Source organism: Polyangium fumosum, assembly GCF_005144585.1.
In the GTDB taxonomy this organism is placed as follows: domain Bacteria; phylum Myxococcota_A; class Polyangia; order Polyangiales; family Polyangiaceae; genus Polyangium; species Polyangium fumosum.
This window is the reverse complement of sequence record NZ_SSMQ01000021.1, coordinates 128,577-149,514: the sequence shown is the minus strand read 5'-3', so window position 1 is coordinate 149,514 and position 20,938 is coordinate 128,577. Positions and strand designations below refer to the sequence as shown.

The window sequence follows — 20,938 nt, the reverse complement described above, 5'->3', positions numbered from 1 at the left end:
CACCCCGGCCTCTTCGTCGGCCTGTTTGAAAAACTGCGCACCGCGCAGTTTTTCAACCCTGGGTCCAGCGCCTCGCTGGTCCGGGGTCGAGGGGGCGGACAGCCCCTCGCGGGGTCCGGGGCAGCGCCCCGGGCGCGGCGTTTCCCCGAGGAGACCCGTGCTCCGGACCAGGGCCAGCCCTGGACCTTTGGTGCATGGATGTTCCCTCGCGAGGTCTGGCTCCCGTGAGCGTGGCCTCGTGGTAGGGACCTTTCATGGAGGCGCTCCTCGTCCTGCTCGGCCTGGGCTTGGTGGGGTTGTTCCTGGCCACCCCGATCCTCGCGTTGCTCCTGGCCATGCAGGCAAAGGCGCGCGTGAAGCACCTCGAAGAGAGGCTCGACGTGCGAGAGGCGCACATCGCGGAGCTGGAACGGCGGCTCGCGCGCATGGAAACGCTCGCGCAAGCCTCCACGGGCCACCCGCCAGATCGGACCGCCTCCTCGCCGACGCCTCAAGACCCGTCCGTCAGCGTTGGCTGGGTGGACCTGCACGACGCGAAGGTCCACCCGTCAGGCCTGACGGACGCCCCGCGCGCGCTCGCGGTCATGCCGTCCGAACCGACGGGGGACCTGCGCGTGATGTCGGAGGCTGCTGCTGCTTCTGCTTCTGCCTCCGCTCCGGCTCCTGCCGCCGCCTCCTCCTCCGCGCCCCCCACCGAGCCTGCTCCCTCCCTCGAAGAGCAACTCGGCCTCACGTGGCTCACGCGCATCGGCGCGGCGGCGTTCCTCCTCGGCGCCCTCTTTTTCTTCAAGTACGCCGTCGACAACGCCTGGATTGGCCCGACCGGTCGTGTCGTCCTGGGCGCTGTCCTCGGCGCCTTGCTCCTCGCCGCTGCGGAGCTCCTCCGACCCCGGACCCGCCCGGCCTTCGTGCATGCCCTCTCCGGCATCGGCCTCGCCACGCTCGTCGCTTCGTTATGGGCTAGCGTCGCGCTCTACCAGCTCGCTCCGCCGGCCGCGGCCTTCGTCGCCGTGGCCCTCGTGCTCGCGCTCGGCGCGGGGCTCTCGCTTCGCCATCGCGCCGAGTCGCTCCTCGTCCTCGTCCTCGTCGCCGGCCTCGCCAATCCTGTCGTGCTCTCGACCGGACAGGACCGACCCGTTGCGCTCTTCGGCTACTTGCTCCTCCTCGGATCCATGGCCCTCGGCGTCGCGCTCCGGGCCGGCTTTCGCCTCGTCCCCGCGCTTGTCGTCCCGGGATCGTCTGCGCTGTTTCTCGGCTGGTACCTCAAGTCCTTCGACATCCACGGGCAAACATCCGCATGGAGCGACGTCCCGCCGGAGGCGCGCATCGGGCCTTATCACGGCCTCGCCGCGCGCCTCGCGCCGCTGCTCTTCGTGGGACTCGCTTCCGCGCAGTGGTCCGCCGTCGCGCTTTACCTCGACCGTCGCACTCCGCGGAAGCTCGACGCCAAGCTCTTTGCGCTCGCCGCGCTCACGCTCTCGCACGCCGGGGCGGCGATGTTGCTCCACGATCACGTGTGGCTCCTCTCGGCCCTCGCGATCGCCCTCGGCGCCTTTGCCATCTGGCTGCTCGGCGCGCTCGGCGTGACCGAGCTCCTCGCCGTGCCCATGGCCGCGGCGTTCGTGGTCTTCCTCGTCGTGAGCCATGACGTCCCGCAGGATCAGCGGCTCTGGCTCGTCGCGCTCTTCGGCGGGTGGACGGGCGTGTACGTCGCAGGCTTCGTGCGCAAGGTCCTCCGCCGCGATCCGCTGCCGGTGGGCGCGGCCATCGCGGGCAGCGTCGCCGCCGCGCTTTTCGTCGTGCTCGCTGCGGTGCAGCTCCTGCCCGAGAGGCCCGCGATCTTCGTGGTGCTCACCTCGATCGCGAGCGCCGCTGCCGCCGCGCTTGCTGTTCGCGCGCGCCTCGGCGTGCTCCACCTCGCAGCCGTCGCCTTCGCGTCGCTCATGATCGCGATCGCCGCGGGGGTTGTGCGAAGTGCCGCGCTTGCTGCGCCCTTGTCGCCCGCGTTCCTCGGCGCGCTCGTGGTCTTCGGGGTCGTGCACCTCGCGGCCCTCGGGGTCGCCGCGCTCCGGACACCGTCGCCCTTGCGCTGGAGCGCGGTCCTCGCAGGAGCGCTCGCCACGCTCACGTTCGTCGCGGCTACGCTCGCGTCCACGAGCGACGAGGTCCCGACGTTCCGCGCGCTCGTCACGGCGGCCGCGGGCGCTCTGGACCTCGCGCTCGCCGCGGGGATCATGCGCCGGAGGCCCGAGGCGAGCGCGCGCCTGTCTCTGCTCGCGGGGCTCGCGCTCGGCCTCTTCGCGGCGGCGCTCGCGTTTGGGCTCGAGGGCGCCACGATCACGGTGTTATGGGCCGCGCTCGGCTGCGTCGCGGCGGCGATCGCGGCGCGCTCGCGGGAGGGCGGGTGGCTCGTGGTCGCCTCGCTCCTGTTCGCCGCGACGTTCGTTCGTCTCGTCGCTGTCGACGTGTGGGGTACGCAGGCGCTCGTGGAGCGGTTTTTCGAGACGCAGGGCAGGGAAGGGGTCCTCTCCGTGCCCTTGCTCCGCAGCCCGCGCGCCACGGGCCTCGCGGGTACGAGCGTCGCCTTGCTTGTCGCGGCGTACCTGCTCGCCGCGGGGGCGCGGCGCGCGGAGGCAGCCAAGGACAAGGCGCGGGCGGCGCTCGACGTCGCTGCGGGCATTGCAGCGATCGGCGGACATGCGTTCTGGAGCACGCTCGCCGTGCTGGAAGTCCGCACCGCGGTGACCACGCTCCCCGCGCCTCCGCCCGTGCCGCTCGACGCCCCCGAATGGGCGGCCTTCGCGGCGCGCTTCACGGCCCTGCTGGCGTCGCAGCAGGGCAGGCTCGCCATGACGACCACGCTCGTGCTCTCGGTCGCGGCCGCGGCGCTGCTCGCGCTCGGCTTCGCGGCGCGCAGCGCGCTTCATCGGTACCTGGGGCTCGCCTTGTTTTTCCTCGCCGTCGCCAAGCTCGTGGTCTGGGACGTCTGGAGCGTCGAGCGCATCTATCAGATCCTCCTGCTCACCGGCGTCGGCGCGCTCCTCGTCGCCGGCGGGTTTCTTTATGCGCGCTTCAGCGATCGCCTGATCGCGCTGATGCGCACGGGCGGGACGGCGCTCGTCATCCTGCTCGTCGCCACGCGCGCGGAGGCGCAAGTGATCACGCCGCGGCTCCTCCCGGTCGGCAAATACACGTCGATGCGCGCCGTGACGGGCATCGACGCCGCCGGGGATCATCGGCTCGCCGTGGATGACGCCCTCTACCGGGCGAGCACCTCCGCGGAGCTCTTCGCGGACGTGCGCCTCGTCGACGCCGCCGGGCGCGAGGTGCCGCGGATCGTGCGGGAAACCCCGGCCCATCGGCGCGTGCCGGACGTGCCCGGCGAGATCCTGGATCCCGCGTGGCTCCAGAGCGGCGCGGCGGTCGCGACGTTCCGGCTGCCGGCCTCGACGCTGCATTGTCGGCTCGTGCTCGACATCGCCGGCGACACCTTCCTCCGGCGCGTGCGTGTCGAGACGGGCGACAGCCGCGAGGCGCTCGGCGTCGTCGCGGAGGGGCCGCTCGTGTACCGGATCCGGCACGAGCGCGGCACGGTCGAGCACCTGCTCGTCCCGTACCCGAAGTCCGAAGCGCGCCTCGTGCGCGTGACGCTCCTGCCCGCGGATGCGGCCGAGGCCGGCGGGCGCCTCTCGATCCAGGGCGGCGCATTCCGCTGCCCGTCCTCGGACGACGAGACGAACGTGGTCTCCGAGATGCCGCTCGCCATCGAGGAGATCCGGCGCGACGAGGCGGAGCGATCCACGATCGTCACGCTCGACGCGGGCGCGGAGGGCCTGCCGATCCAGGCGATCACGCTCGACATCGGGACGACGGAGCTGCGCCGCCGCGTCGACGTCACGGCGACGAGCTTCCGCGAGGTATGGCCGGCCGTGGGCGGCGGCGTCCTCTATCGGATCACGCCGCGGCCGGGCGTCGTGCTGGAGTCGATGCGCCTGCCGATCGACGAGACTCGCAAGCGATATCTCCGCCTCGTGATCCACGACGAGGACTCGCCGCCGCTCGGGATCCGCGGCGCGCGCGGCGAGGTGCGGCCCCGCGAGATCGTCTTTCGCGCGGCGACGCCCGGCGAGCACCGGCTCTACGTCGGGGATCGGACCGCCGCCGCGCCGTTGTACGATCTCGCCGTGATCCTCGACCGCGCCGATCGGGCCGAGGTGCCGCGGGACGCGACGATGGGGCCTGTCCTGCCAAACCCTCGTTTCGGCGAGGCGGATCGCGCGGCGCCGCTGCCGTTCACGGAGCGGCACCGGACGGCGCTCGGCGTGGCCCTCGCGGTCGTTTTGCTCGCGCTCTCGCTCTGGGCGATCCGCTTGCTCCGCAACACCGACGCCGCGGACGAGGGCAAACCGGGCTGATTGCGGTGCGCGGCGCACCTCCGCCGTGGTACCTTCCGGCCCGCCGTGCGCCGTTTTTTTCTGATCACCCAGGGGCGGGCCCTCTCGTACGCGTTTTCCTCCTTCGGGCTCGCGTCGATGGCATTTTCCGCGGTGAAAGGCGGGTTCTGGTCGTTTTTGCTCTCGCCGCCGGGCCTTCCCGTCGCGGGCCTCGCGCTCGTGATGCTGGGCCTCTCCATCGAAGAGACCGGCACCGTGCGGCGAATTCGGCTCGGCGCGGGCCTCCGCGTCTTTGCGTTCGTGCTGCTCCTCGTGGCCGGCGTATGGGCGATCGCCGAGGGCGCGCTCGGCTCGGAGCTCGTCGTCCTCGGGACCCTGCTCTTTGGCTTCGGCGTAGCGGGCGCGACGACGGGATTCGTGCACGACAAAGGCATCGTCGCGGACGTCCGTCATGGACAGGCCATCCGCCTCGAAACCATCTCCGCCCAATTCGTCTCGTTGTGGGTCCGCGGCCGTGACGTCAAGGTCCCCACGTCGATCCTGCGCGGCGTGGCCCTCGCGCGGGACCTCGATGGGCGTGGCGTGTTCGTGCTCGTGCGGAGCCGCGACGGCGTGGTGGGCGGTGACGAACTCCCGTGGATCGCGACCACGCGCGAAGGGGAGACCTTCTTCCTGACCGAGCACGAGGCCGGCCTCGACGCCGAGGTCCTCGCGACGCGCCTCACGGAGGCTGCCGCGGCGGCGCAGGAAGGTGGTTACCGCTGACGGCCCGTGCGCAGCCGGCGACCGCGCAGCACGCGCGTCAGATCGACCTGGCTGCCGTTCAAGCCGGCCATCGGATCGTTGTCGTCGCGGCTGGTGCGACCGATGTGCCAGACCCGGTTTTCGCCGCGCAGTCGTTCTTTTTGCTCTTCCACCGAGAGCTCCGAGCTCCCATCGGGGTTATCGCTGCGAACGGGGCGAATGGTCGTGCTCATCGGGGCCTTGGGGCTCGCTTTGCGCGGCCTCTGTAGCATCCGCGTTCCGCCGCCCGGCGTCAAGAACGGCGACCCTTTCGTATCGATTCCGCTTGAAAAAGGCCTGCGCTTGACAGCAGGGACGTCCTCGGCTCCCCTTCGCTTGCATGGCCGTACAGCTCACCGGGCCCGAGGGTTTTGCATTTGCGCGTCGCTCCGTGGGGCCCTCGCGCCCTCCCGAGCGCCTCGCCCTGGTGTCCCGGGCGGGCACGCTGCTGTTCGTGGTCGATCGATACGAGATCTCGTTCGCCGACGGCATCCGCGAGACGGTGTACCTCGAGCGCCTCGAGCGCTTGCTCCGGCTCGACGAGGACCCGGACCGGGGGTTTTACGAGGCGAACAACGCAGGCACGGATCCCGACGAGCTTTTGGAGAAGCTGTTCGCGACCGAGACGAAGCGCCACGTGGGCCTGCTTCGTTCGCATTTCGAGGCGCGCTCGCCCGTCGCGATCGAGGTCCACGCGAACGTCGTCTACCGCCTCATGCAGGAGGACGATTGGGAGGCCATGCTGGCGTTCCTGAACGAGCGCCTGCCCGAGGGGGGCGCGCTCAGCATCGAGGAAATCAAGAACTTCGACGTCGAGGCGATGATCGCCTTCGATCCCGAGGAGGACGAGCCGGCCCGCGAGGACGGGACGGGGTTTGTCATGTATTTCCACGAGCAGGACGAGGAGGACGACGGTTTGCCCCTCCTCGGGCTCTGCATTCTCGCGCACGCCGTGGTGCACGACATCGACTGGATGGATGTCGAGGAGGAGCCGCTCTACGACCGCGTGCTCTGGCGCGCCGGCTGATGTCTCAGGGGTTCGTCGCCGGCTTCGGAGCCTCCTCCTCGGCCCCGCGTGCCTCCTCTTCGGCCATTCGATTCTTCCGCTCGGCCTCCTCCGCCTTCCGCTCGGCCTCCGTGCGGTTCCAATCGTGGCCCATGAACCCCTCGATCTGCTCGATCTCCTCGATCCGCTCGCGCGCGCGCCGCGTGGCGTCGGCGTAGGTGGGATCGGCCCCGGCTTTCTGGAGGAAGATGCCAAACAGCTCCTTGGCCTTGCGTGGAGCGAGCTCGGGGTGCTCTCCGCCCGCGATCGCCGCGTACTCCTGCGTCAGGATCCCTTCGTTGTAATAAGCCTCGGGCCGCTCGGGCGCGCTTTGCTTCGCCTTGGCGAGCTCGGTTCGCACCTCCGCAAACTTCTGCGTCAGGTTCCCCTCGTCGATCTGACCACGGAGCGCGTGCGCCAGCCCGATGCGCGCGTCGTAATCGTTCGGCCGCAGGGCGAGCGCCGCGCGGTAGGCCGATTCGGCCGGCGAGAATCCTCGGAAGCGCAGGTTCACGGCGGCGAAATTCATCTGCGCCTCGAAGAACGCGGGATCGATCCTCCGCGCCTCGTCGAACGAACGCGCGGCCGCCGTGAAATCCCCGAGCTCGACCTGGATCATGCCGGCCGTGTTGTGAATCGGGGCATATCTAGGATCCTTGCGAATGGCCTGCGAGCAGACGAGCGCCGCGAGCTCGAGCACCTGCGTGTCGAGCTTCTTCTTGTCGAGCGCGCCGCGCGCCCGGGGCGCTTCGGCCTTCCGTTGCGCCGTCCCGAGGTGAATGAGCGCGAGGAGGTTGTACGCGGGCAACGCCCGATCATCCACGGCGAGCGCGCTCTGCGCATATTTCTTCGCGCGCTGCGAATCGGTGAGCCCGTCCGCGTCGGGCATCTCGCGCCCTCGTTTCAGGTGCAACACGCCGAGGTGCACGAGCGAGGTCGCGTCCTTGAACTGGGCGTCGACGACGGCGGCCCGCGTGAGCTCGGCGATCGCCGCGTCGAAGTTTTTCCCGCCCGACGCCGCGAAATCCAGCAGCGCGAGCTCGGCCCGCGCCCGGTGGGACGTGGGCTCCGCCGCGAGCGCCTTCGTGAATTGCTCCCGCGCCTCGCGATCGAGCTGGCATCGCTGGTACGCCACGCCCGCGTTGTAATGGGCGCGCGCACGGATCGAAGCGCTCTCGCGGCTGTCAGCGACGGCCGTGAAGTGCGCCGCGGCGGCCCTGCAGCTCGCCTCGTCGTGTTTTTGCGTGGCTTCCTGTCGGGCGAGCGCGAGCAAGCCGTCCTGGAACCGGGCGGCCGCCGCGGGGGAGGCGGGTTCGTTCGTGGCATGCGAGGAAAGGGCGTTCCGTTCGGGGGCCACGGGGGCCGTGGCGACGCCCGCGCCGCACCCCGTGAGCGCGAGCGCCGTGAGGAGCGCCGCTCCCATCGTCATGCCCCGCCGCGCGCCTTTTGCGTTCGATCTCGATGCATCGCTCTGCATGTGCCGCTCCTCCATCGTGTCCACGCGGCGACAGCGCCGGATCGTGGCCTCCGCGTGAGACGCGCGCGCCCCCGCGCGCCTTGGGCTGAGCATTGGTGTCTCATCTGGGAAGCGCTTCGCTGGGGCGTTGCCCCAGGCCCCACCCGGGGCTATCCGCCCCGGGACCCGGACCAGCGAGGCGCTGGACCCAGGGTCGATGAACTGCGCGATGCGCACTTCATCGAACGGGCCGAGTCAAGACCACGAGCGACCCCGCCAGCCAAGACGGCAGCGCTGACGGTTCAGCCGGCAACGAACGGCCTGTGGGAAGAACTGCGCGCTGCGCAGTTCTTCCCCAAAGGGTCCAGGGCTGGCCCTGGTTCGGGTCGAGGGGCGAACAGCCCCCGCGGGGCCCGGGGCAGCGCCCCGGCGCGGCGGCTTGCGATGAGACCCATGCTCAGGCGGTGACGTCGGTGGTTCGTTTCGGCTCGATCCTCGGAGAAACGGAAGTCGCATCGAGGTTCGACCCTGCCAAGCCGTGGGTATTTTGAACGGAGCGCAGCGAAGGAAGTATTCTCTCGGCCGCTGATGCTCTCCGAAGACATCCAGATCGCGCTCTCGACCCTGACGCGCCTGCACGCGACGAACCCCGAGCTCGAAGAGGCCGTGCGCGCGCACTTCCGCGCGGGCGGCGAAAGTGAGTCCGATCGGCGTGTGCTTCCGCAGGACGCGCGCGCCGCCGCGCAGCTCCTCCGGCGTGAGCTCCCAGAGCTCGCGCGCTCGGCCGAGCAGCTCGCCGCGCTCGCCGCGCTCTACGGCGAGCCGGCCGGCGAGGTGCTGCTCACGTTCTTTGCGGCGAGCGCGTTCCGGCGCGACGTGCGGATGGCCCCGATCCTCGTCGCGCTCGCCGAGACGCTCGGCCGTGATCGGATCGTCGAGGCTGCGCGGGCGCGGGTCGTCGAAGGGCCGCTGCTCGATGCGCTCACGTGCGCGCCGCTCCTCGGCGACGGGGAAGCGCTCGCGTCGGCGGCGAACGCCGAGGCGCGCGCGCGGCTGGAGATCCTGATCTGGGAGGCCGGCGCGAGCGCGCTCGAAGTGCCCGAGCTCGGGCCCTGGCTCTGGGGATCTCCGGAGACGTTCGAGCTCATGGTCCGCGGCCCCGCGCACGGCGCGCTCCGCGGCCGCGTGCTCGCCGCGCGTTGCCTCGAAATCAGCGTGCGTGGCATGCCGCGGATGGCCGATCCGGAGCTCATCGGCCGCACGTTGCAGGTGCTCCAGCCCTTGCTCCTGCACCCCGAGCCCCTCGTATGGGTGCACGCCGCGCGCGCGCTCGGGCGCCTCACGGGCGTGATGGAAGAGCTCCAGGGCACGCTGCTCGACTGGGTGTTCGGCGCGTCGGTGGTGCTGCGCCAGCGCGCGACGACCGCGTTTGCCTCGCTCCCGGCCGAGCGGCTCGCGTTCCTCGCGAGCCAGCTCGTGGCGATCCTCGACTCGCGCGAGGAGGAGGCCTGGGTCCTCGCCGCGGTCGCCGCCGCGACGCCGTACCTCTTCTTCGAGCGCAAGACGCTCTGGGATCGCCTCGCCCGGCGGGTGCTCGAAGGCGACGGCGGCGCGATCGCCGCGCGCGCGCTCGCGCGGGGGCTCGCGACGCTCTTCCGCCGCGGCGTCGACGAGCCCGAGATCGAGGCCACGCTCCGCGCGCTCCGCGAGAAGGCGCGTTATGTGCGCGCTGCCTCGATCGACGAGTCGCGCCGGTGGATCGAGGTCATCGCGGTCACGGACGTGATCGATCGCGCCGAGCGTGATCCGCTCGACCTCGAGCTCGGCCTGGAGAACCTGATGCGCCTCGCCGCGCAGTACGACGACGAAGAGGCGGACGCTCGCGCCGCGCGGTTCGCCTCCTCGCTCGCGGCGACGTTCCACGAGGCGCGCCGCATCGCGCTCGGGTGGGGGAGGCTCCGGCAGCGGGCCGCTGCGCTGAACGCGCTGGAATCGTCGGCGCGGGCGTTCGCGCTTCGCCTCTGGCGCCCGCTGCTCGCGACGCGGCCCACGGGCGTGCCCGTGGACGAGCCCGAGCTCGAAGAGACGTGGAAGACCTTGGCTCGTTCGCCCGCCGAGATCCTCGACCTCGTCGCGGAGCGGCGGCGCGGCGAGAAGACGGACGTGCACGAGGATCTCGCGCTCGAGGTCGTGGCGGTTCGCCTCGGCGGGTATGCGCTCGACGCTTGTGGCGAGGACGACGAGCTCGGGTCGGGGCTTGGGGCGGCGGGCGCCGCCAGGCGATCCGGAGCCGCAAACGATGGCCAACGAGGGCCGACGGCGCACGACACCTGCCTCTGGCTGCGCAAGCTCGAAGGGCTCGCCAGCGGCGCGCGCGAGTTCCCGCCTGCGCTGAAAAACGCGCTCTCGGCGTTGCTCTGGCGGCTCGTCGACACGACGCGCGGCACGGCGCTCGGCGAGGTCGACGACGTCCGCTGGCTCGGCCCGTTCGCCGCGTGGTGGGCGCTCGTCATCGACCGGCCCGCGATGCTCCGCCAGCTCGCGACCTCGCTGCCGATGATGGCGCCGAGCGCGCTTGCGCGGTGCTGCGAGCAAGCCGAGGCGCTGCGCACGGCCGTCTCGTCGGCCGAGACCGACGCAGGCTGGTCCTTCCAGGCCGAGGAGGCATTCGTCGCCCTGCACGCCGAGGACACCGAGCTCTCGCGGGCGCTCTCGAAGCTCGCGATGGCGCTCGAAGACTTTTCCGACGCCGCGGGGCCGAAGAGTGACCTCGAGATCCGGTGCATCAAGCTCGTCCTCGCCGGGGATCGCTTGCAGGCCTCGCTCGCGGATCCCGTCAAAGCGCTCCACGCCGCGAGCGAGGACGACGAGGACTCGCTCCCGCCGCGCACGACGCAGAACGCCCCGCGTGTGGCCGCGCTCGTCGCCCGCGCCATCCGCGCGCGTGAGCTCGGCATGCTCGACGTGTGGTTCGCCTCGCTCGGCCCCGTCGCGTCCGCGCTTCTGGAGGGCGCGGTGCGCGGGGCGATCCGCAGGACGCCGCCGCCGCCGCCGACCTCGAAGAAAAAGGAGCCGAAGCTCATCGAGGGCTATGAGCTCGTGAAGCCGCTCGGCGAGGGCGGGATCGGCTCGGTTTGGCTCGTGCGCAAGCCCGGGGCCGATCGCCTCTTCGTGCTCAAGATCCCCAAGGCCGACGCGCTCGCCAGCGCCAACGAGACCGAGCGCGCGGGGATCCTCGCGTCGTTCGTCGAGGAGGCCAATGCGCTCGCCGGCCTTTACCATCCGAACGTCGCGAACATCATCGATCGCGGCGTCTCCGAGGGCGCGCCGTTCCTCGTCCTCGAATACCTGATCGGCGCGGATCTCAAGCAATACGCCGCGGCCCGCCTGATGACGCTCTTCGAGCTTCGCCAGGTCGTGCTCGACGCGTGCGCCGGGCTCGCCGCGCTGCACGGCGCGGGCCTCGTGCACCGTGACATCAAGCCGGCAAACCTATGGCTGCGCCTGCCGCTCGCCGGCGGAGAGCGGTTCGACCCGGAGAAACACCGTGATCCCGGGCGCGTGCCTCCGCTCTCGACCGTGGTCATCGATTTCGGCATGGTGCGGGCGATCCGCGTCCCGCCCGAGGTCGGCGGCCGCTTCGTGGCCGGCACGCCCGGCTACATCGCGCCCGAGCAGGTGCTCGATCCGGTGGAGCTCGACCCTCGCTCGGACGTGTATGCGCTCGCCGGCACCGTGTACAACGTGACCACGGGCCGCTCCTTTTTCGACGAGCTCACGGGGCGCGACCGCATCCTCGCGCACATGCGGCTCGATCCTTTCGACGACGCCGAGCGCCTCCGCGGCTTCCCCGCGGCCGTCGCCAAGCTCCTGCGGGCCGCCACCACGCGGGAGCCCACCGAGCGGCCGTCGCCGCTGGAGTTCGGCCGCGAGTTCGCGGCGGCGCTCTGATCGAGATTCAATCTGCCAGAACGGAGATCGCGGCAAAAAGGACTTGCCCGTTCGTCTGTGAATCGACGCGGACCTGATGCACGTTTCCGGCCCGGAATGCCTCCAGCATTTCGTCCGCGCCGAGCTGGAACGAGCCCATCGCGTCGTCGTCGACCATGTCGTCGTCCAGGAGCTCGACGGCGAGGCGCGCGCTCCCGTCGAAGGCCACGTCCTGGAACGTGGGCGGCCCCTGGAATTGTGGCGTGAAGCTATCTTCCTGGCCCCTGAGCACGACGGGCGCGCCTTCGGAGACGCCGAGGATCTTCGCGCGCCCTTTCACGTCGGGTTTGTCGAGGGCCGCATTCGCGGGCGCGGCGAGCGCTTTGGCGATCTCGACGTAGGGCACGCGGCCGCGCAGGAGATTGCCGAGGAGGTCGATCTGACTCGGATCGATGTGCTCCGTGCCGTCCCACGTCTCGCCGCCGAATTTGCAGGGCGCGACGGTCACGCCGTGGAGCATCACGCGCCCCGAAGCGGGCATCGATCCCGCGTACGACTCGGCGCCGGAGGCGGCGGGGGAGGGCCCACAGCCGACGAGGAAGAGCGCAACAAGGAGCGGCCAGCGCATGAACGAGGACGGTAGGCGGCCCGGCGACGAGCGTCAACCGGCCGGCCGCTTTCGAGCGGGCCCGGTGCTCTCCTGCTGGCAATCGGCGGAGCGTCGCGCCGGGGCGCCGCCCCGGTCCCCGCGGGGGGCTGTCCGCCCCCTCGACCCCGGACCAGCGAGGCGCTGGACCCAGGGTTGAAAAACTGCGCGATGCGCAGTTTTTCAAACAGCCGACGAAGAGGCCGGGGTGCCAGTTGAAGTCGCAGCGTGGCTGTTTGGGTTGGCAGGGTCGCGGCGGGTCTGTACAGGGTCTGTTCGAGGAGCTGCGCGGAGCGCAGTTCATCGAGCTTGGGTCCTCCGCCCTCGTTCACGCGAGGCCCGCGCCGCTTCGAGTTCACCTCCACCTCCTCGCAATGCGCTCGGATCCGCTGCCCGACTGATTTTCATTTGTCGGAACGCCCCTCGCCTCTGCATCGAGGTCGATTCCGCGTTTCTGGACCACGCGCGGAGCCGTCTCCCTGGTCGTTCCCCTTTTTCGGAACGCCCCCCGACTCGCTTCCGGGAGCATTCCCCTTATTCGGAACGCCGCGCGACGCGGCGACCGAGGCTCTTCCCACATCGTGCAACGCGCCGGGCTCCGCTTCCGGGGACGTTCCCATTTCCCGGAACACGTCCCGCCGCGGGGTGGGGCGCGTTCCGATCTTCGGGAACGAGCGTTTCGCCGTTTCCACGGGCATTGTCCCTTCCGCAAAGCGCGCCCGCGGGTCCTGCGCTCCCGTTGCACGGACCGGGCGCCTCCTCGGGTCCACTTCGTCGAGCGCGTCCTTTCGGCGGAACCAACCACGCGGCCGCTCGCAGCGGGCATGCCGTTCGCGGAGGTCAAGAGCCGGTTCGCCGCGAGATTGACGTCAGAAGTGCCGCGCCCACGCCGGCGAAGGCTGCCGCGTGGGCATGTCCCCGAACGCGTGCGCCCACGTCTCCACGAGCTCGCCTCCGCGGAGCGCGCACACGACGATCCGCCCGTCGAGCGTCGCGCCATAGACGTGCTCCCCATCGAGCCAGTCGAGCCACACATGGCCCGGAAGTAGGGTCTCCCGCCTGTCTCTCCCGACGAACGTATAATGATTGCGAACGCCCTCGATCCGCCCTTCGCCCTGGTCGAAGGGCCCCAGCGTGAGCCGCAGGGCCTCGCGCCCGCCGCCCGGTCTTTGCTTGCACATCACGGCGCGGCGCCGCTCGTCCCAGAGGTCGCGTGGATGCCGCGGCGGTGAATCCTCCGCTTCGACGAATCCGATCCGCCGCTCGGCCGCGAGCTGGAGGGCGTCGTTCATCTGGAGGTTCCACGGGCAGCGATCGGCCACGTCGGCGCCGTGGTGCAGGGCGCTGCGCGCGGGGATCTCCGGGCGGCCCGACGCGCGGGACGCGAAATACATCCCACGCGTCCAGGTCCCCGCCTCGCGCCAGGCGAGCAAGCAGGTGAGCCACGGCGCGCGCGAGAGGCCACTGAACTGGAAGGGCCAATCGGCGTCGCCGGGCGCTTTCATGGCGAAATAGAGCAGATACCGGCCGTCGGGGGAGAAATCACTCCGGCGTGGATAAAGCGTCCCGAAAAAGGTGGCCCCGGGCGCGACGTGCTGGGCGTCGAGGTTCCAGAGGTGGAGCGACCAGCGCTTCTGGTGATGCTTGACGAAGACGAGCGCGCGTGGCGCTTCCGAGGCGCGGAGGATGTAGATACGCGGGGGCGTGGGAGGCTCGATGGCCATACGCGAACCCTCAGGGAACGGGGCTCCACGAGGTGCCGCCGCCGTAGGCGATGAACGCGGGGACGGCCTTCGTGTCCCTCGTGTCGACCACGACCACGCTCCGGATCGTCGGCTCGCAGCCCACGTACGGGCATAACGTGAGCGTAAACGCGAGATGGTGGTCGTCGGGCGCCCACGCGGGCTCTGAGGCGCTGTAAAAGGGCCGCGGGAACATGTCGGTGAGCGGGCGCTCGGCGCCTCCGTTCGCGTCGAGCAAGGAGATCTCGTTTCGATGATCGGCGCCGAACCCGCCCTCGCGGACGGACCACGCCGCGGCGACCTTCGTTCCTTTGGGAGACACCTCCGGCCGCAGCGAACCGGCGACCCAGAACGAGCCGAACCCGCGAATGCCGCTGCCGTCGGGCGACGTCGTGTAGAGCGAGGAGCGCTGGCAGCAGAACGAGCCCGTCGGGCTCGCCGAGAACAACAATCGATCGCCGAGCCACGCTGCACCGCTGAACATACGATTGCCAGCGCCCGAAAAATGCCGGACCTTCCGCGTGGCGACGTCCACGGAGGCGAGGTGCTCCGCTTCGTACTCGCCTGCGACGAGGTAGAGCGTGTCGCCTTGGGGCGAGAACGCGGGATAATCGAAATGATCCGGCTCGCCCACGCGATGATCCTCGCCGCTCGCCACGTCGACGAGGTGCAGCTCCTCCGGCGGCCCGTCGGGCAGCCCCTTCGTCGCCGCGATGTACGCGACACGGCTGCCGTCGTTCGTGATCATGAACGACGGCAAAAAACCAAACGCGCCGGTGAAGCTACGGGTGATCGGCCGCTGCTCCGTGCCATCCGCATTCATCAGGAACACGCGCCAGACCATCCCGTCGCGGTTGCTGAGGAACGCAATCCGACGACCGTCCCCGAGGAACACGGGCGCCACGTTGCGCTGCGCCTTCTGCGTGAGCTGCGACTCCGCGCCTTTGGCGAAATCGTACGTGAAAATATCCCCCGAGCGTGTGAACGTGATGCGCCCGGACGAGAGGCCGAGATCCTTGGCGAGCCGCAGCCGCGGCGGCTTCTTGTGGGCCTCGGGCGCGCCCGACCCCTGATACCCCTTCACCCAATCGTCGAACGTGCCGATCGTCTTGCGCGGCGCCTCGGGAGGCGCTTCGGCGGCGGACGACTCGGGCGGCGGTGAATACGGGGCCGCCGTGCCCTCCGCGGTCGCGGCCGCGGACGGCGCGTGAGATGCGGCGCTCGGCGAAGGCGCGCCGGCGCTGGTCGTCGAAGCCGCTGCGGCCGCGGAGCCCGGTGGGGCGGCCTGGTCTTCACGGTTCGCCCCTGCGGGCGTGCATGCGGCGAGGGACAACCCGATGAGCCCGAGGATCCCGGCCAACGTAAGACGAAGCATCACGGCGCGGCGGACGATACCAGAGCGCGCGGGTGGAGGTAAGGGACGAGCGCGCGCTCGTCCCTGCCGCTCACTTCGTCCGTCGATAGATCTGTCGCATGATCTCGGTCCACTGCCCGTCCTGGCCCAGCATCTCCGATCGCAGGACGCGCTCGTGTTCACTCTTGATCTCGAGGATGTCCTTGAACGACGTCATCTTGCCCGGCGCGGAGAAGTCCGGGCCCTCGGTGTGGAGGGTCAACACCTTCTGCTCCGCGTCCAGCGAGCCGTCGTGATAGACCCACAGGTATTCCATCATCGAGCCCACGAACGTCCCCACGAACGCCTTCTTCTCCGGGTCGTAGCCGAACGTCCACATCATATGGTTCGGGGACCCGCCGGGTATCTCGCCGCGCGCCTCGCAGAGCACCCAGATGTCGCCCATCGAGCGCACGACCTCGGTCCCGGTGAACTTCTGGAACTTGCCAGGCTCCATCTCCGCGTCGTGCTCATACGTCCACTCGCCCACGAGTTGTTGCAGCCACAAGTGTTGCTTCTGCGGTTCGACCTTCATGGATACCTCCCTTGGAAGCGTCTGTTCCGGGTCAAACCATGAGACCCGCGCGAGGTCAACCCGGAAAATGCATGGGGCCCCGTCGCTCACTGCATCAAGAACGGCGCGTGCCGCTCGAAGAACGCAAACGCGGCGGACTTCGTCACGACGAACCGCTCCCCGAAGCGGGCCTCCAGCAAGCCGCGAACCTCCTGGGCCTCGCGCCGGTTCATGAGGCTGAACCTTCGAGGCTCGCCCTCGTCCGCCGTGACATAAAGCTCATGGGCCATGGCCGTGAGGTGCAGGCGTATCTCGCGAACACGCTCGCAAGGCAGCCGCTCGACACGTTTGGCTTTGCCCACGAGCTCGTCGCACCACGCCTCGGTCGCCCCGCCCTTTGGCCGCCCGGGGCCATACGTCTGCTCGCCGAGCTCGCCGACGACGTCGAGATTCGCGCGGATCCCCGCCTCGGCGCCGGCCTTCACGGCGGGCATCATGCCGAGGTCACATTGGACGATCTCCGCGGGGAAAAAGAAGAAGACCCAGTTCGACAGCCCGCCGCGGGAGGCGAGGCCCGTGAGGACGAAAGCGTCTTCGCGCAGGGGGGTCGCGTGCATGGCGGAACGAAACAAGAAGGGGAGGGGCCTGTCAATCGGTATACGAAACGCAATTCCTTCGCTCGACGGGCCGCCCCACCCGTAGGATGCTTGGGCCCTGATGCAACGACAAAAGACCCGGCTCTACGGCATCCCGTTCTCCCCCTGGTCCGAGAAGGCCCGCTGGGCGCTCGACCATCACCGTATCTCGTACGAGGAGATCGAGCACCAGCCCATCGTGGGCGATCTTCGGCTCCGCGTCCTCCTCCGCAAACCGACGGGGCGCGTCACCGTCCCGATCCTCGACGATCGCGGCGTCCTCTTCACCGACTCGTTCGACATCGCCCGCCACGCGGACGCCGTCGGCTCCGGGCCCAAGCTCTTTCCCGCCGGCCGGGAGGCCGAGATCGAGGCCTGGAATCGGCGCAGCGAGGAGACGCTCGCGGCGCTCCGGGCGATGATGATGCTGAAGGCCCTCGACAATCCCGACTTCGTCAAGGCCGTCCTCCCGCCTGGGACCCCGAAGGCGCTCGTGTCGCTGCTCAAGCCGGTGGGCCGCGGCGCCCTGCAGAGTTTCGTCTCGAAGTATCAAATGCGCGAGGGCGAGGCGACGCACCGCGCGGTGGCCGAGGCGGGGCTCGACGGGCTCGACAAGGCGCTCGCCGAGGGGCAACAATACCTGCTCGGCGATGCGTTTTCGTACGCGGACATCACGATGGCCCTCGTGCTCCAGGTCGTGAGCCCGGTCGACAAGCGGTTCATGCCCACGGGCCTCGGCGGCCGCGCGGCCTGGAGCAACCGGGACCTCGCGGAGAAGCATGCGCGGCTCGTCGCGTGGCGCGACGCGCTCTACGAAAAGCATCGCCGGTGGGTGTGACCGTGCCCCGTGGGTGAGCGGCGTCTTCACCTGCGCCGCGCCCCGGTGATGTTCGACGAGCTCCTCCCGCTGCTGCTCGCCCTCGACGGAATACGCCAGAACCCCGCGTATCATCCCGAGGGCTGTGCCCTTTACCATTCCCTTCAGGTCTTTGATCTCGCGCGCGCCGCGAGCCCCGACCGCGCGCTCTGGGCCGCGGCGCTCTTGCACGACGTGGGGAAGGCGATATCCTCGCAGGACCACGACGCGCTGGGCGCCGATCTGCTCGACGGCCTCGTCTCGCCCCGCATCGTCTGGCTCGTGCGCCACCACCTCGACCTTTTGCACGACCCTGGACCCACCAAGCGCCGCCTGCGCGGGACCGCCGCGCTCGCCGATCTCCAGCGCCTGCGCCGCTGGGACGTCCTCGGCCGCTCCCCTCACGCCACCGTCATGTCACCCGAAGACGCGCTCTCGATTCTCCTCGAAAGCGCAGACCGCTCCCTCCTCGACCCCGGCGGCGAGCCCGCCCCCATCCATGACCCACGAAAGGAGATCTTCTGACGGCAGAAGGCGCCGCGCCCGTCTTGTCGCGGACCTCGATCACATCGCCGCGTCTCGTCACCTCTACCACGACGACGACGAGGCCTCCGACGCGCGCCTTCGCCTCCAAGACGCCGTGCGCGACGCCGTCGCGACGGTCCTGACCGACAAACAGCGCGAGGTCGTCGAGGCTTATTTTTTCGAAGGCCTGTCCCAGGGCGAGATCGCGCGCCGCCTCGGCATCACGCAGCAGGTCGTGCAAAAACGCATCTATGGTGACGAGCGCGGCGGACGCGCTGTCGGGGGCGCGCTCCGCAAGCTCCGGGAGGCCCTCGCGCCGCTCGTCTCGCCCCCGGTCCCCTCATGAGCAGCGAACGAACCGGAGGGCTGCGCGCGCGGGTCGCCGTGGAGGCCGCGCGCCTCATGTACGAAGAGGGGGTCAAGCAATACTTCACCGCGAAGCGAATGGCGGCGAGGCGCCTGCTCGGCCGCGCGGGCGGGAGAAGCCTGCGGTATCGGCCCCAGGATTTGCCCTCGAATGGCGAGATTCGCGACGCCTTGCTCGCCATGGCCGAGCTCGCCGAGGGCGAACGGCGCACGCGCCGGCTCTTTGCCATGCGCGTCGTCGCCCTCCGCGTGATGCGCGCCCTTGGCCCCTTCGAGCCGCGGCTCATTGGATCCGTCAGCACGGGGCACATCCGCCGCGGCAGCGATATCGACGTCCAGGTCTTCACCGACGACGAGGACGCGTTCGAGCGCCACCTCGGGGGCCTCGGGTGGACGTTCGAGCGCGAGCGCGTGAGCATCTTCAAGTTCGGCCAGATCCGCGAATACGTGCACTACCACGTCGTGGACCTGTTCCCGGTCGAGCTCACGGTTTACGAGCGACGCGAATTGCGCTTTCGGCCCCGCAGCAGCACGGACGGCCAGCCGATCCAGCGGGTGAAGGCGACGGCGCTCGAAGCGCTCCTCGCCGCAACACACCCCGAGGCGTGGGCGCAATACGAGGCCGACGGGACCGTCGCGGATCTCGACGACATCCTCGCCGAGGAAGGGGACGAGGAAACGCCGCTGCCGGGTCCTTATGATGGCCTCCTCGCCGAGGACCCCGTCGAGGAGGCGTGTCCGCACGAAGGGGAGGACGAGCCGGACGAGGCGTACGATCCACTCCCTGGTTTCGAAGCGTACTCCGATTGACACCACGTTGCGGCCCGGTTAGGGCTCGGTCGAGGGGAGTGCATGCAGATGCTACCACCTGGACCTGGGAACCTCGGCCTGATCGACACCCTCCGCTCCTCGTTCGCGTCTCCCGCCCCTGTCCTCCGCCGCCTCGCCGCCGAGCACGGGGATCCGTTCCGCGTCCTCACCTTGAATGGCCCGATCACGTTCGTCGGCCATCCCGAGGCCCTCCGCGCCATTTATACGGCCGACCCCGAGACGTTCGAGCCGTTCGGGGTCGAGGTGACCGAGCCGATCTTCGGGCGGACGTCGGTCGTGGTCTCGACCGGGACGCGCCATCGGCGGGATCGCAAGCTGCTCGCGGCCCCCTTTGCGCCGGCCGCCGTGAAATCGTACGCGACCGTCGTGGCCGACGTCGCGCGCGAGGCCGCCTCGCAATGGACGCCGTGCCAGCCTTTTTCGATGCTGGAGGCCACGCAATCCATCGCGCTCGACATCGTCATCCGCGTGGTGTTCGGCGTCCGGGGCGAGGCGCGGATCCGCGACGTCCGCGCGGCCGTGCTCGATCTCATTCACGCGGTCCACCCGCTGATCTTGATCATGCCGGCGATCCGGCGTCCCTTCGGCGGACTTGGCCCCTGGGCGCGCATGCTCCGGGCCAGGGCGGCGCTCGACGCGCTCTTGGCCCAGGAGATTCGCGCCCTGCGCGCGTCGGGTGAGGAGCGCGCCGACGTGCTCGGGCTCATCCTGAAGACGCGCTACGAAGGCGGCGATGGGCTCGGCGATCAAGAGATCCTCGATCAGCTCCGCGCCTTGCTCTTCGCGGGTCACGAGACCACGGCGGTCTCCCTGGCCTGGGCCTTTTATTGGCTCCACCACGAGCCCGACACACTCGCGCGGCTGCGCGCCGAAATCGACGCCCTCGGGCCCGAGGCCCCTCTCGAAAAGCTCCTCGGTTTGCCTTATCTGGACGCCGTCTGCCTGGAGACGCTGCGCATCGCTCCGCCCGTGGTCAGCGTCGGGCGTGTGCCCCGAAAACCGTTCGCGCTCCTCGGGTACACCTTTCCGCCGGGCGAGCCGCTCGTGCCCTCTCCGCTCCTCCTGCACACGCGCGAGGAGCTTTATCCCGAGCCCGACCGATTCCGCCCCACGCGTTTCCTGGAGCGGGACTTTTCCCCGTTCGAGTTCATCGCGTTTGGCGGGGGAGGCCGCCGCTGTTTGGGCGTGACGCTCGCCATGGTGGAAATGAAAATCACGCTCGCCATTCTCTTGCGGGAGTATCAGCTCCGGCTCGCGAGCGTGGCCCCGGTCGAGCACGTGCAGCGCGGGCTCACGATGGGGCCGCGGGGCCGCGTGCCGATGATGCTGGAAGGGCGTCGTCGCGGCGCCACGAGCGCCGCGCGGGGGAATCCAACGCGGAGCGAGCCGCGCGTCGGGGCTGCCGGCTGAACGGCGCGGTTCAGAGGAAGGCCACGAGGACAATCCAACATGGCCGCGTCGATCCCGCGCGCCTCCTGGGCTTGCATCGCCCGCGATTTCGCTCTAAGGTAGATCCGTCATGCGAACCTCTCGGCGCACGTACCCTCGGACGGCCCTCGCGCTCTGCTGCGACGGCCGCTGTTGTCGTCGCTGAGGCAGCGTTCCTGATCGTATAGGCCTGCGAGAGGCACGCGCGCGCCGTCGTGCTGGGCGGACGTCCGCCCGCGGATTCGGCGCACCTCTGTGCCTTCGCGGCCGCGGGAGCGCCGCACGAGATGACCACGTCGAGGCCCGCGCGCCGAAAGGGCGCCCTCTGCGGGTTTCTCCGTGGTCCACGCGCGCGGGCGCTTCCGTTTTGGTTTCGTCCGTCGATGACCCAGGA

At 70.1% G+C, this 20,938-nt stretch carries 16 protein-coding genes; 9 read left to right on the top strand and 7 right to left on the bottom strand.

Features of this window, described 5'->3' with window-relative positions:
- Nucleotides 1-254: 254 nt before the first annotated feature.
- Complete coding sequence (locus E8A74_RS21305; RefSeq protein WP_136930880.1) at nucleotides 255-4,415, top strand: DUF2339 domain-containing protein; 4,161 nt, start codon at nucleotides 255-257, stop codon at nucleotides 4,413-4,415.
- 45 nt (nucleotides 4,416-4,460) lie between these two features.
- Nucleotides 4,461-5,159, top strand: a complete 699-nt coding sequence (locus E8A74_RS21300) for a hypothetical protein (RefSeq protein WP_136930879.1) — start codon at nucleotides 4,461-4,463, stop codon at nucleotides 5,157-5,159.
- Here the strand turns inward: E8A74_RS21300 and E8A74_RS21295 are convergent.
- Nucleotides 5,150-5,371, bottom strand: a complete 222-nt coding sequence (locus tag E8A74_RS21295; protein ID WP_136930878.1) for a hypothetical protein — start codon at nucleotides 5,369-5,371, stop codon at nucleotides 5,150-5,152. The genes E8A74_RS21300 and E8A74_RS21295 overlap by 10 nt on opposite strands.
- Before the next feature lie 146 nt (nucleotides 5,372-5,517).
- Here E8A74_RS21295 and E8A74_RS21290 point away from each other — a divergent pair, with 146 nt between their 5' ends.
- Nucleotides 5,518-6,204 (top strand): hypothetical protein, encoded by a 687-nt coding sequence (locus tag E8A74_RS21290; RefSeq protein ID WP_136930877.1) that lies wholly within the window; start codon nucleotides 5,518-5,520, stop codon nucleotides 6,202-6,204.
- Between the two features lie 4 nt (nucleotides 6,205-6,208).
- On the opposite strand, the gene E8A74_RS21285 is transcribed toward E8A74_RS21290, so the two are convergent.
- Nucleotides 6,209-7,699 carry a tetratricopeptide repeat protein gene (locus E8A74_RS21285; protein ID WP_136930876.1) on the bottom strand — a complete coding sequence of 497 codons (1,491 nt, stop codon included), beginning with the start codon at nucleotides 7,697-7,699 and terminating at the stop codon, nucleotides 6,209-6,211.
- 567 nt (nucleotides 7,700-8,266) lie between these two features.
- Here E8A74_RS21285 and E8A74_RS21280 point away from each other — a divergent pair.
- Entirely contained in the window at nucleotides 8,267-11,629 is a 3,363-nt protein-coding gene (locus E8A74_RS21280) for a serine/threonine-protein kinase (RefSeq protein WP_136930875.1), read from the top strand.
- A gap of 7 nt (nucleotides 11,630-11,636) precedes the next feature.
- Here the strand turns inward: E8A74_RS21280 and E8A74_RS21275 are convergent, their stop codons facing one another.
- From E8A74_RS21275 to E8A74_RS21250, 5 genes are all read right to left on the bottom strand, one after another.
- Entirely contained in the window at nucleotides 11,637-12,236 is a 600-nt protein-coding gene (locus E8A74_RS21275) for a hypothetical protein (protein ID WP_136930874.1), read from the bottom strand.
- A gap of 887 nt (nucleotides 12,237-13,123) precedes the next feature.
- Nucleotides 13,124-13,978, bottom strand: a complete 855-nt coding sequence (locus E8A74_RS21270) for a hypothetical protein (RefSeq protein WP_136930873.1) — start codon at nucleotides 13,976-13,978, stop codon at nucleotides 13,124-13,126.
- 10 nt (nucleotides 13,979-13,988) lie between these two features.
- Entirely contained in the window at nucleotides 13,989-15,374 is a 1,386-nt protein-coding gene (locus E8A74_RS21265; RefSeq protein ID WP_170229263.1) for a TolB-like translocation protein, read from the bottom strand.
- A gap of 67 nt (nucleotides 15,375-15,441) precedes the next feature.
- The gene (locus tag E8A74_RS21255) at nucleotides 15,442-15,924 is read right to left on the bottom strand and encodes a DUF1579 domain-containing protein (RefSeq protein WP_136930870.1); all 483 of its coding nucleotides are present in this window, start codon (nucleotides 15,922-15,924) and stop codon (nucleotides 15,442-15,444) included.
- 86 nt (nucleotides 15,925-16,010) lie between these two features.
- Complete coding sequence (locus E8A74_RS21250) at nucleotides 16,011-16,520, bottom strand: hypothetical protein (RefSeq protein WP_136930869.1); 510 nt, start codon at nucleotides 16,518-16,520, stop codon at nucleotides 16,011-16,013.
- Between the two features lie 100 nt (nucleotides 16,521-16,620).
- Between E8A74_RS21250 and E8A74_RS21245 the strand changes: the two genes are divergently transcribed.
- The 5 genes from E8A74_RS21245 to E8A74_RS21225 are packed head-to-tail and all read left to right on the top strand — an operon-like array spanning nucleotide 16,621 to nucleotide 20,526.
- The gene (locus E8A74_RS21245) at nucleotides 16,621-17,376 is read left to right on the top strand and encodes a glutathione S-transferase family protein (protein ID WP_136930868.1); all 756 of its coding nucleotides are present in this window, start codon (nucleotides 16,621-16,623) and stop codon (nucleotides 17,374-17,376) included.
- A 9-nt stretch (nucleotides 17,377-17,385) separates the two neighbouring features.
- Nucleotides 17,386-17,919 carry an HD domain-containing protein gene (locus E8A74_RS21240; RefSeq protein ID WP_232379687.1) on the top strand — a complete coding sequence of 178 codons (534 nt, stop codon included), beginning with the start codon at nucleotides 17,386-17,388 and terminating at the stop codon, nucleotides 17,917-17,919.
- Nucleotides 17,894-18,265: a sigma-70 family RNA polymerase sigma factor gene (locus tag E8A74_RS21235; protein WP_136930867.1), complete on the top strand. Its 372-nt coding sequence runs from the start codon at nucleotides 17,894-17,896 to the stop codon at nucleotides 18,263-18,265. The genes E8A74_RS21240 and E8A74_RS21235 overlap by 26 nt, the downstream gene beginning before the upstream one ends.
- Nucleotides 18,262-19,095 (top strand): nucleotidyltransferase domain-containing protein, encoded by an 834-nt coding sequence (locus tag E8A74_RS21230; RefSeq protein WP_136930866.1) that lies wholly within the window; start codon nucleotides 18,262-18,264, stop codon nucleotides 19,093-19,095. Before E8A74_RS21235 ends, E8A74_RS21230 begins: the two co-directional genes overlap by 4 nt.
- Before the next feature lie 42 nt (nucleotides 19,096-19,137).
- On the top strand, nucleotides 19,138-20,526 hold the full coding sequence (locus E8A74_RS21225) for a cytochrome P450 (protein WP_136930865.1): 1,389 nt from the start codon (nucleotides 19,138-19,140) through the stop codon (nucleotides 20,524-20,526).
- Nucleotides 20,527-20,938: the final 412 nt, after the last annotated feature.

Bases quoted from the DNA above. Each gene is read 5' to 3' on its own strand.
- E8A74_RS21290 (WP_136930877.1), top strand. From the start codon at position 5,518: ATGGCCGTACAGCTCACCGGGCCCGAGGGTTTTGCATTTGCGCGTCGC.
- E8A74_RS21275 (WP_136930874.1), bottom strand. From the start codon at position 12,236: ATGCGCTGGCCGCTCCTTGTTGCGCTCTTCCTCGTCGGCTGTGGGCCC.
- E8A74_RS21250 (WP_136930869.1), bottom strand. From the start codon at position 16,520: ATGCACGCGACCCCCCTGCGCGAAGACGCTTTCGTCCTCACGGGCCTC.
- E8A74_RS21245 (WP_136930868.1), top strand. From the start codon at position 16,621: ATGCAACGACAAAAGACCCGGCTCTACGGCATCCCGTTCTCCCCCTGG.
- E8A74_RS21280 (WP_136930875.1), top strand. From the start codon at position 8,267: ATGCTCTCCGAAGACATCCAGATCGCGCTCTCGACCCTGACGCGCCTG.
- E8A74_RS21285 (WP_136930876.1), bottom strand. From the start codon at position 7,699: ATGCAGAGCGATGCATCGAGATCGAACGCAAAAGGCGCGCGGCGGGGC.
- E8A74_RS21295 (WP_136930878.1), bottom strand. From the start codon at position 5,371: ATGAGCACGACCATTCGCCCCGTTCGCAGCGATAACCCCGATGGGAGC.
- E8A74_RS21235 (WP_136930867.1), top strand. From the start codon at position 17,894: ATGACCCACGAAAGGAGATCTTCTGACGGCAGAAGGCGCCGCGCCCGT.
- E8A74_RS21305 (WP_136930880.1), top strand. From the start codon at position 255: ATGGAGGCGCTCCTCGTCCTGCTCGGCCTGGGCTTGGTGGGGTTGTTC.
- E8A74_RS21225 (WP_136930865.1), top strand. From the start codon at position 19,138: ATGCAGATGCTACCACCTGGACCTGGGAACCTCGGCCTGATCGACACC.
- E8A74_RS21270 (WP_136930873.1), bottom strand. From the start codon at position 13,978: ATGGCCATCGAGCCTCCCACGCCCCCGCGTATCTACATCCTCCGCGCC.
- E8A74_RS21255 (WP_136930870.1), bottom strand. From the start codon at position 15,924: ATGAAGGTCGAACCGCAGAAGCAACACTTGTGGCTGCAACAACTCGTG.
- E8A74_RS21230 (WP_136930866.1), top strand. From the start codon at position 18,262: ATGAGCAGCGAACGAACCGGAGGGCTGCGCGCGCGGGTCGCCGTGGAG.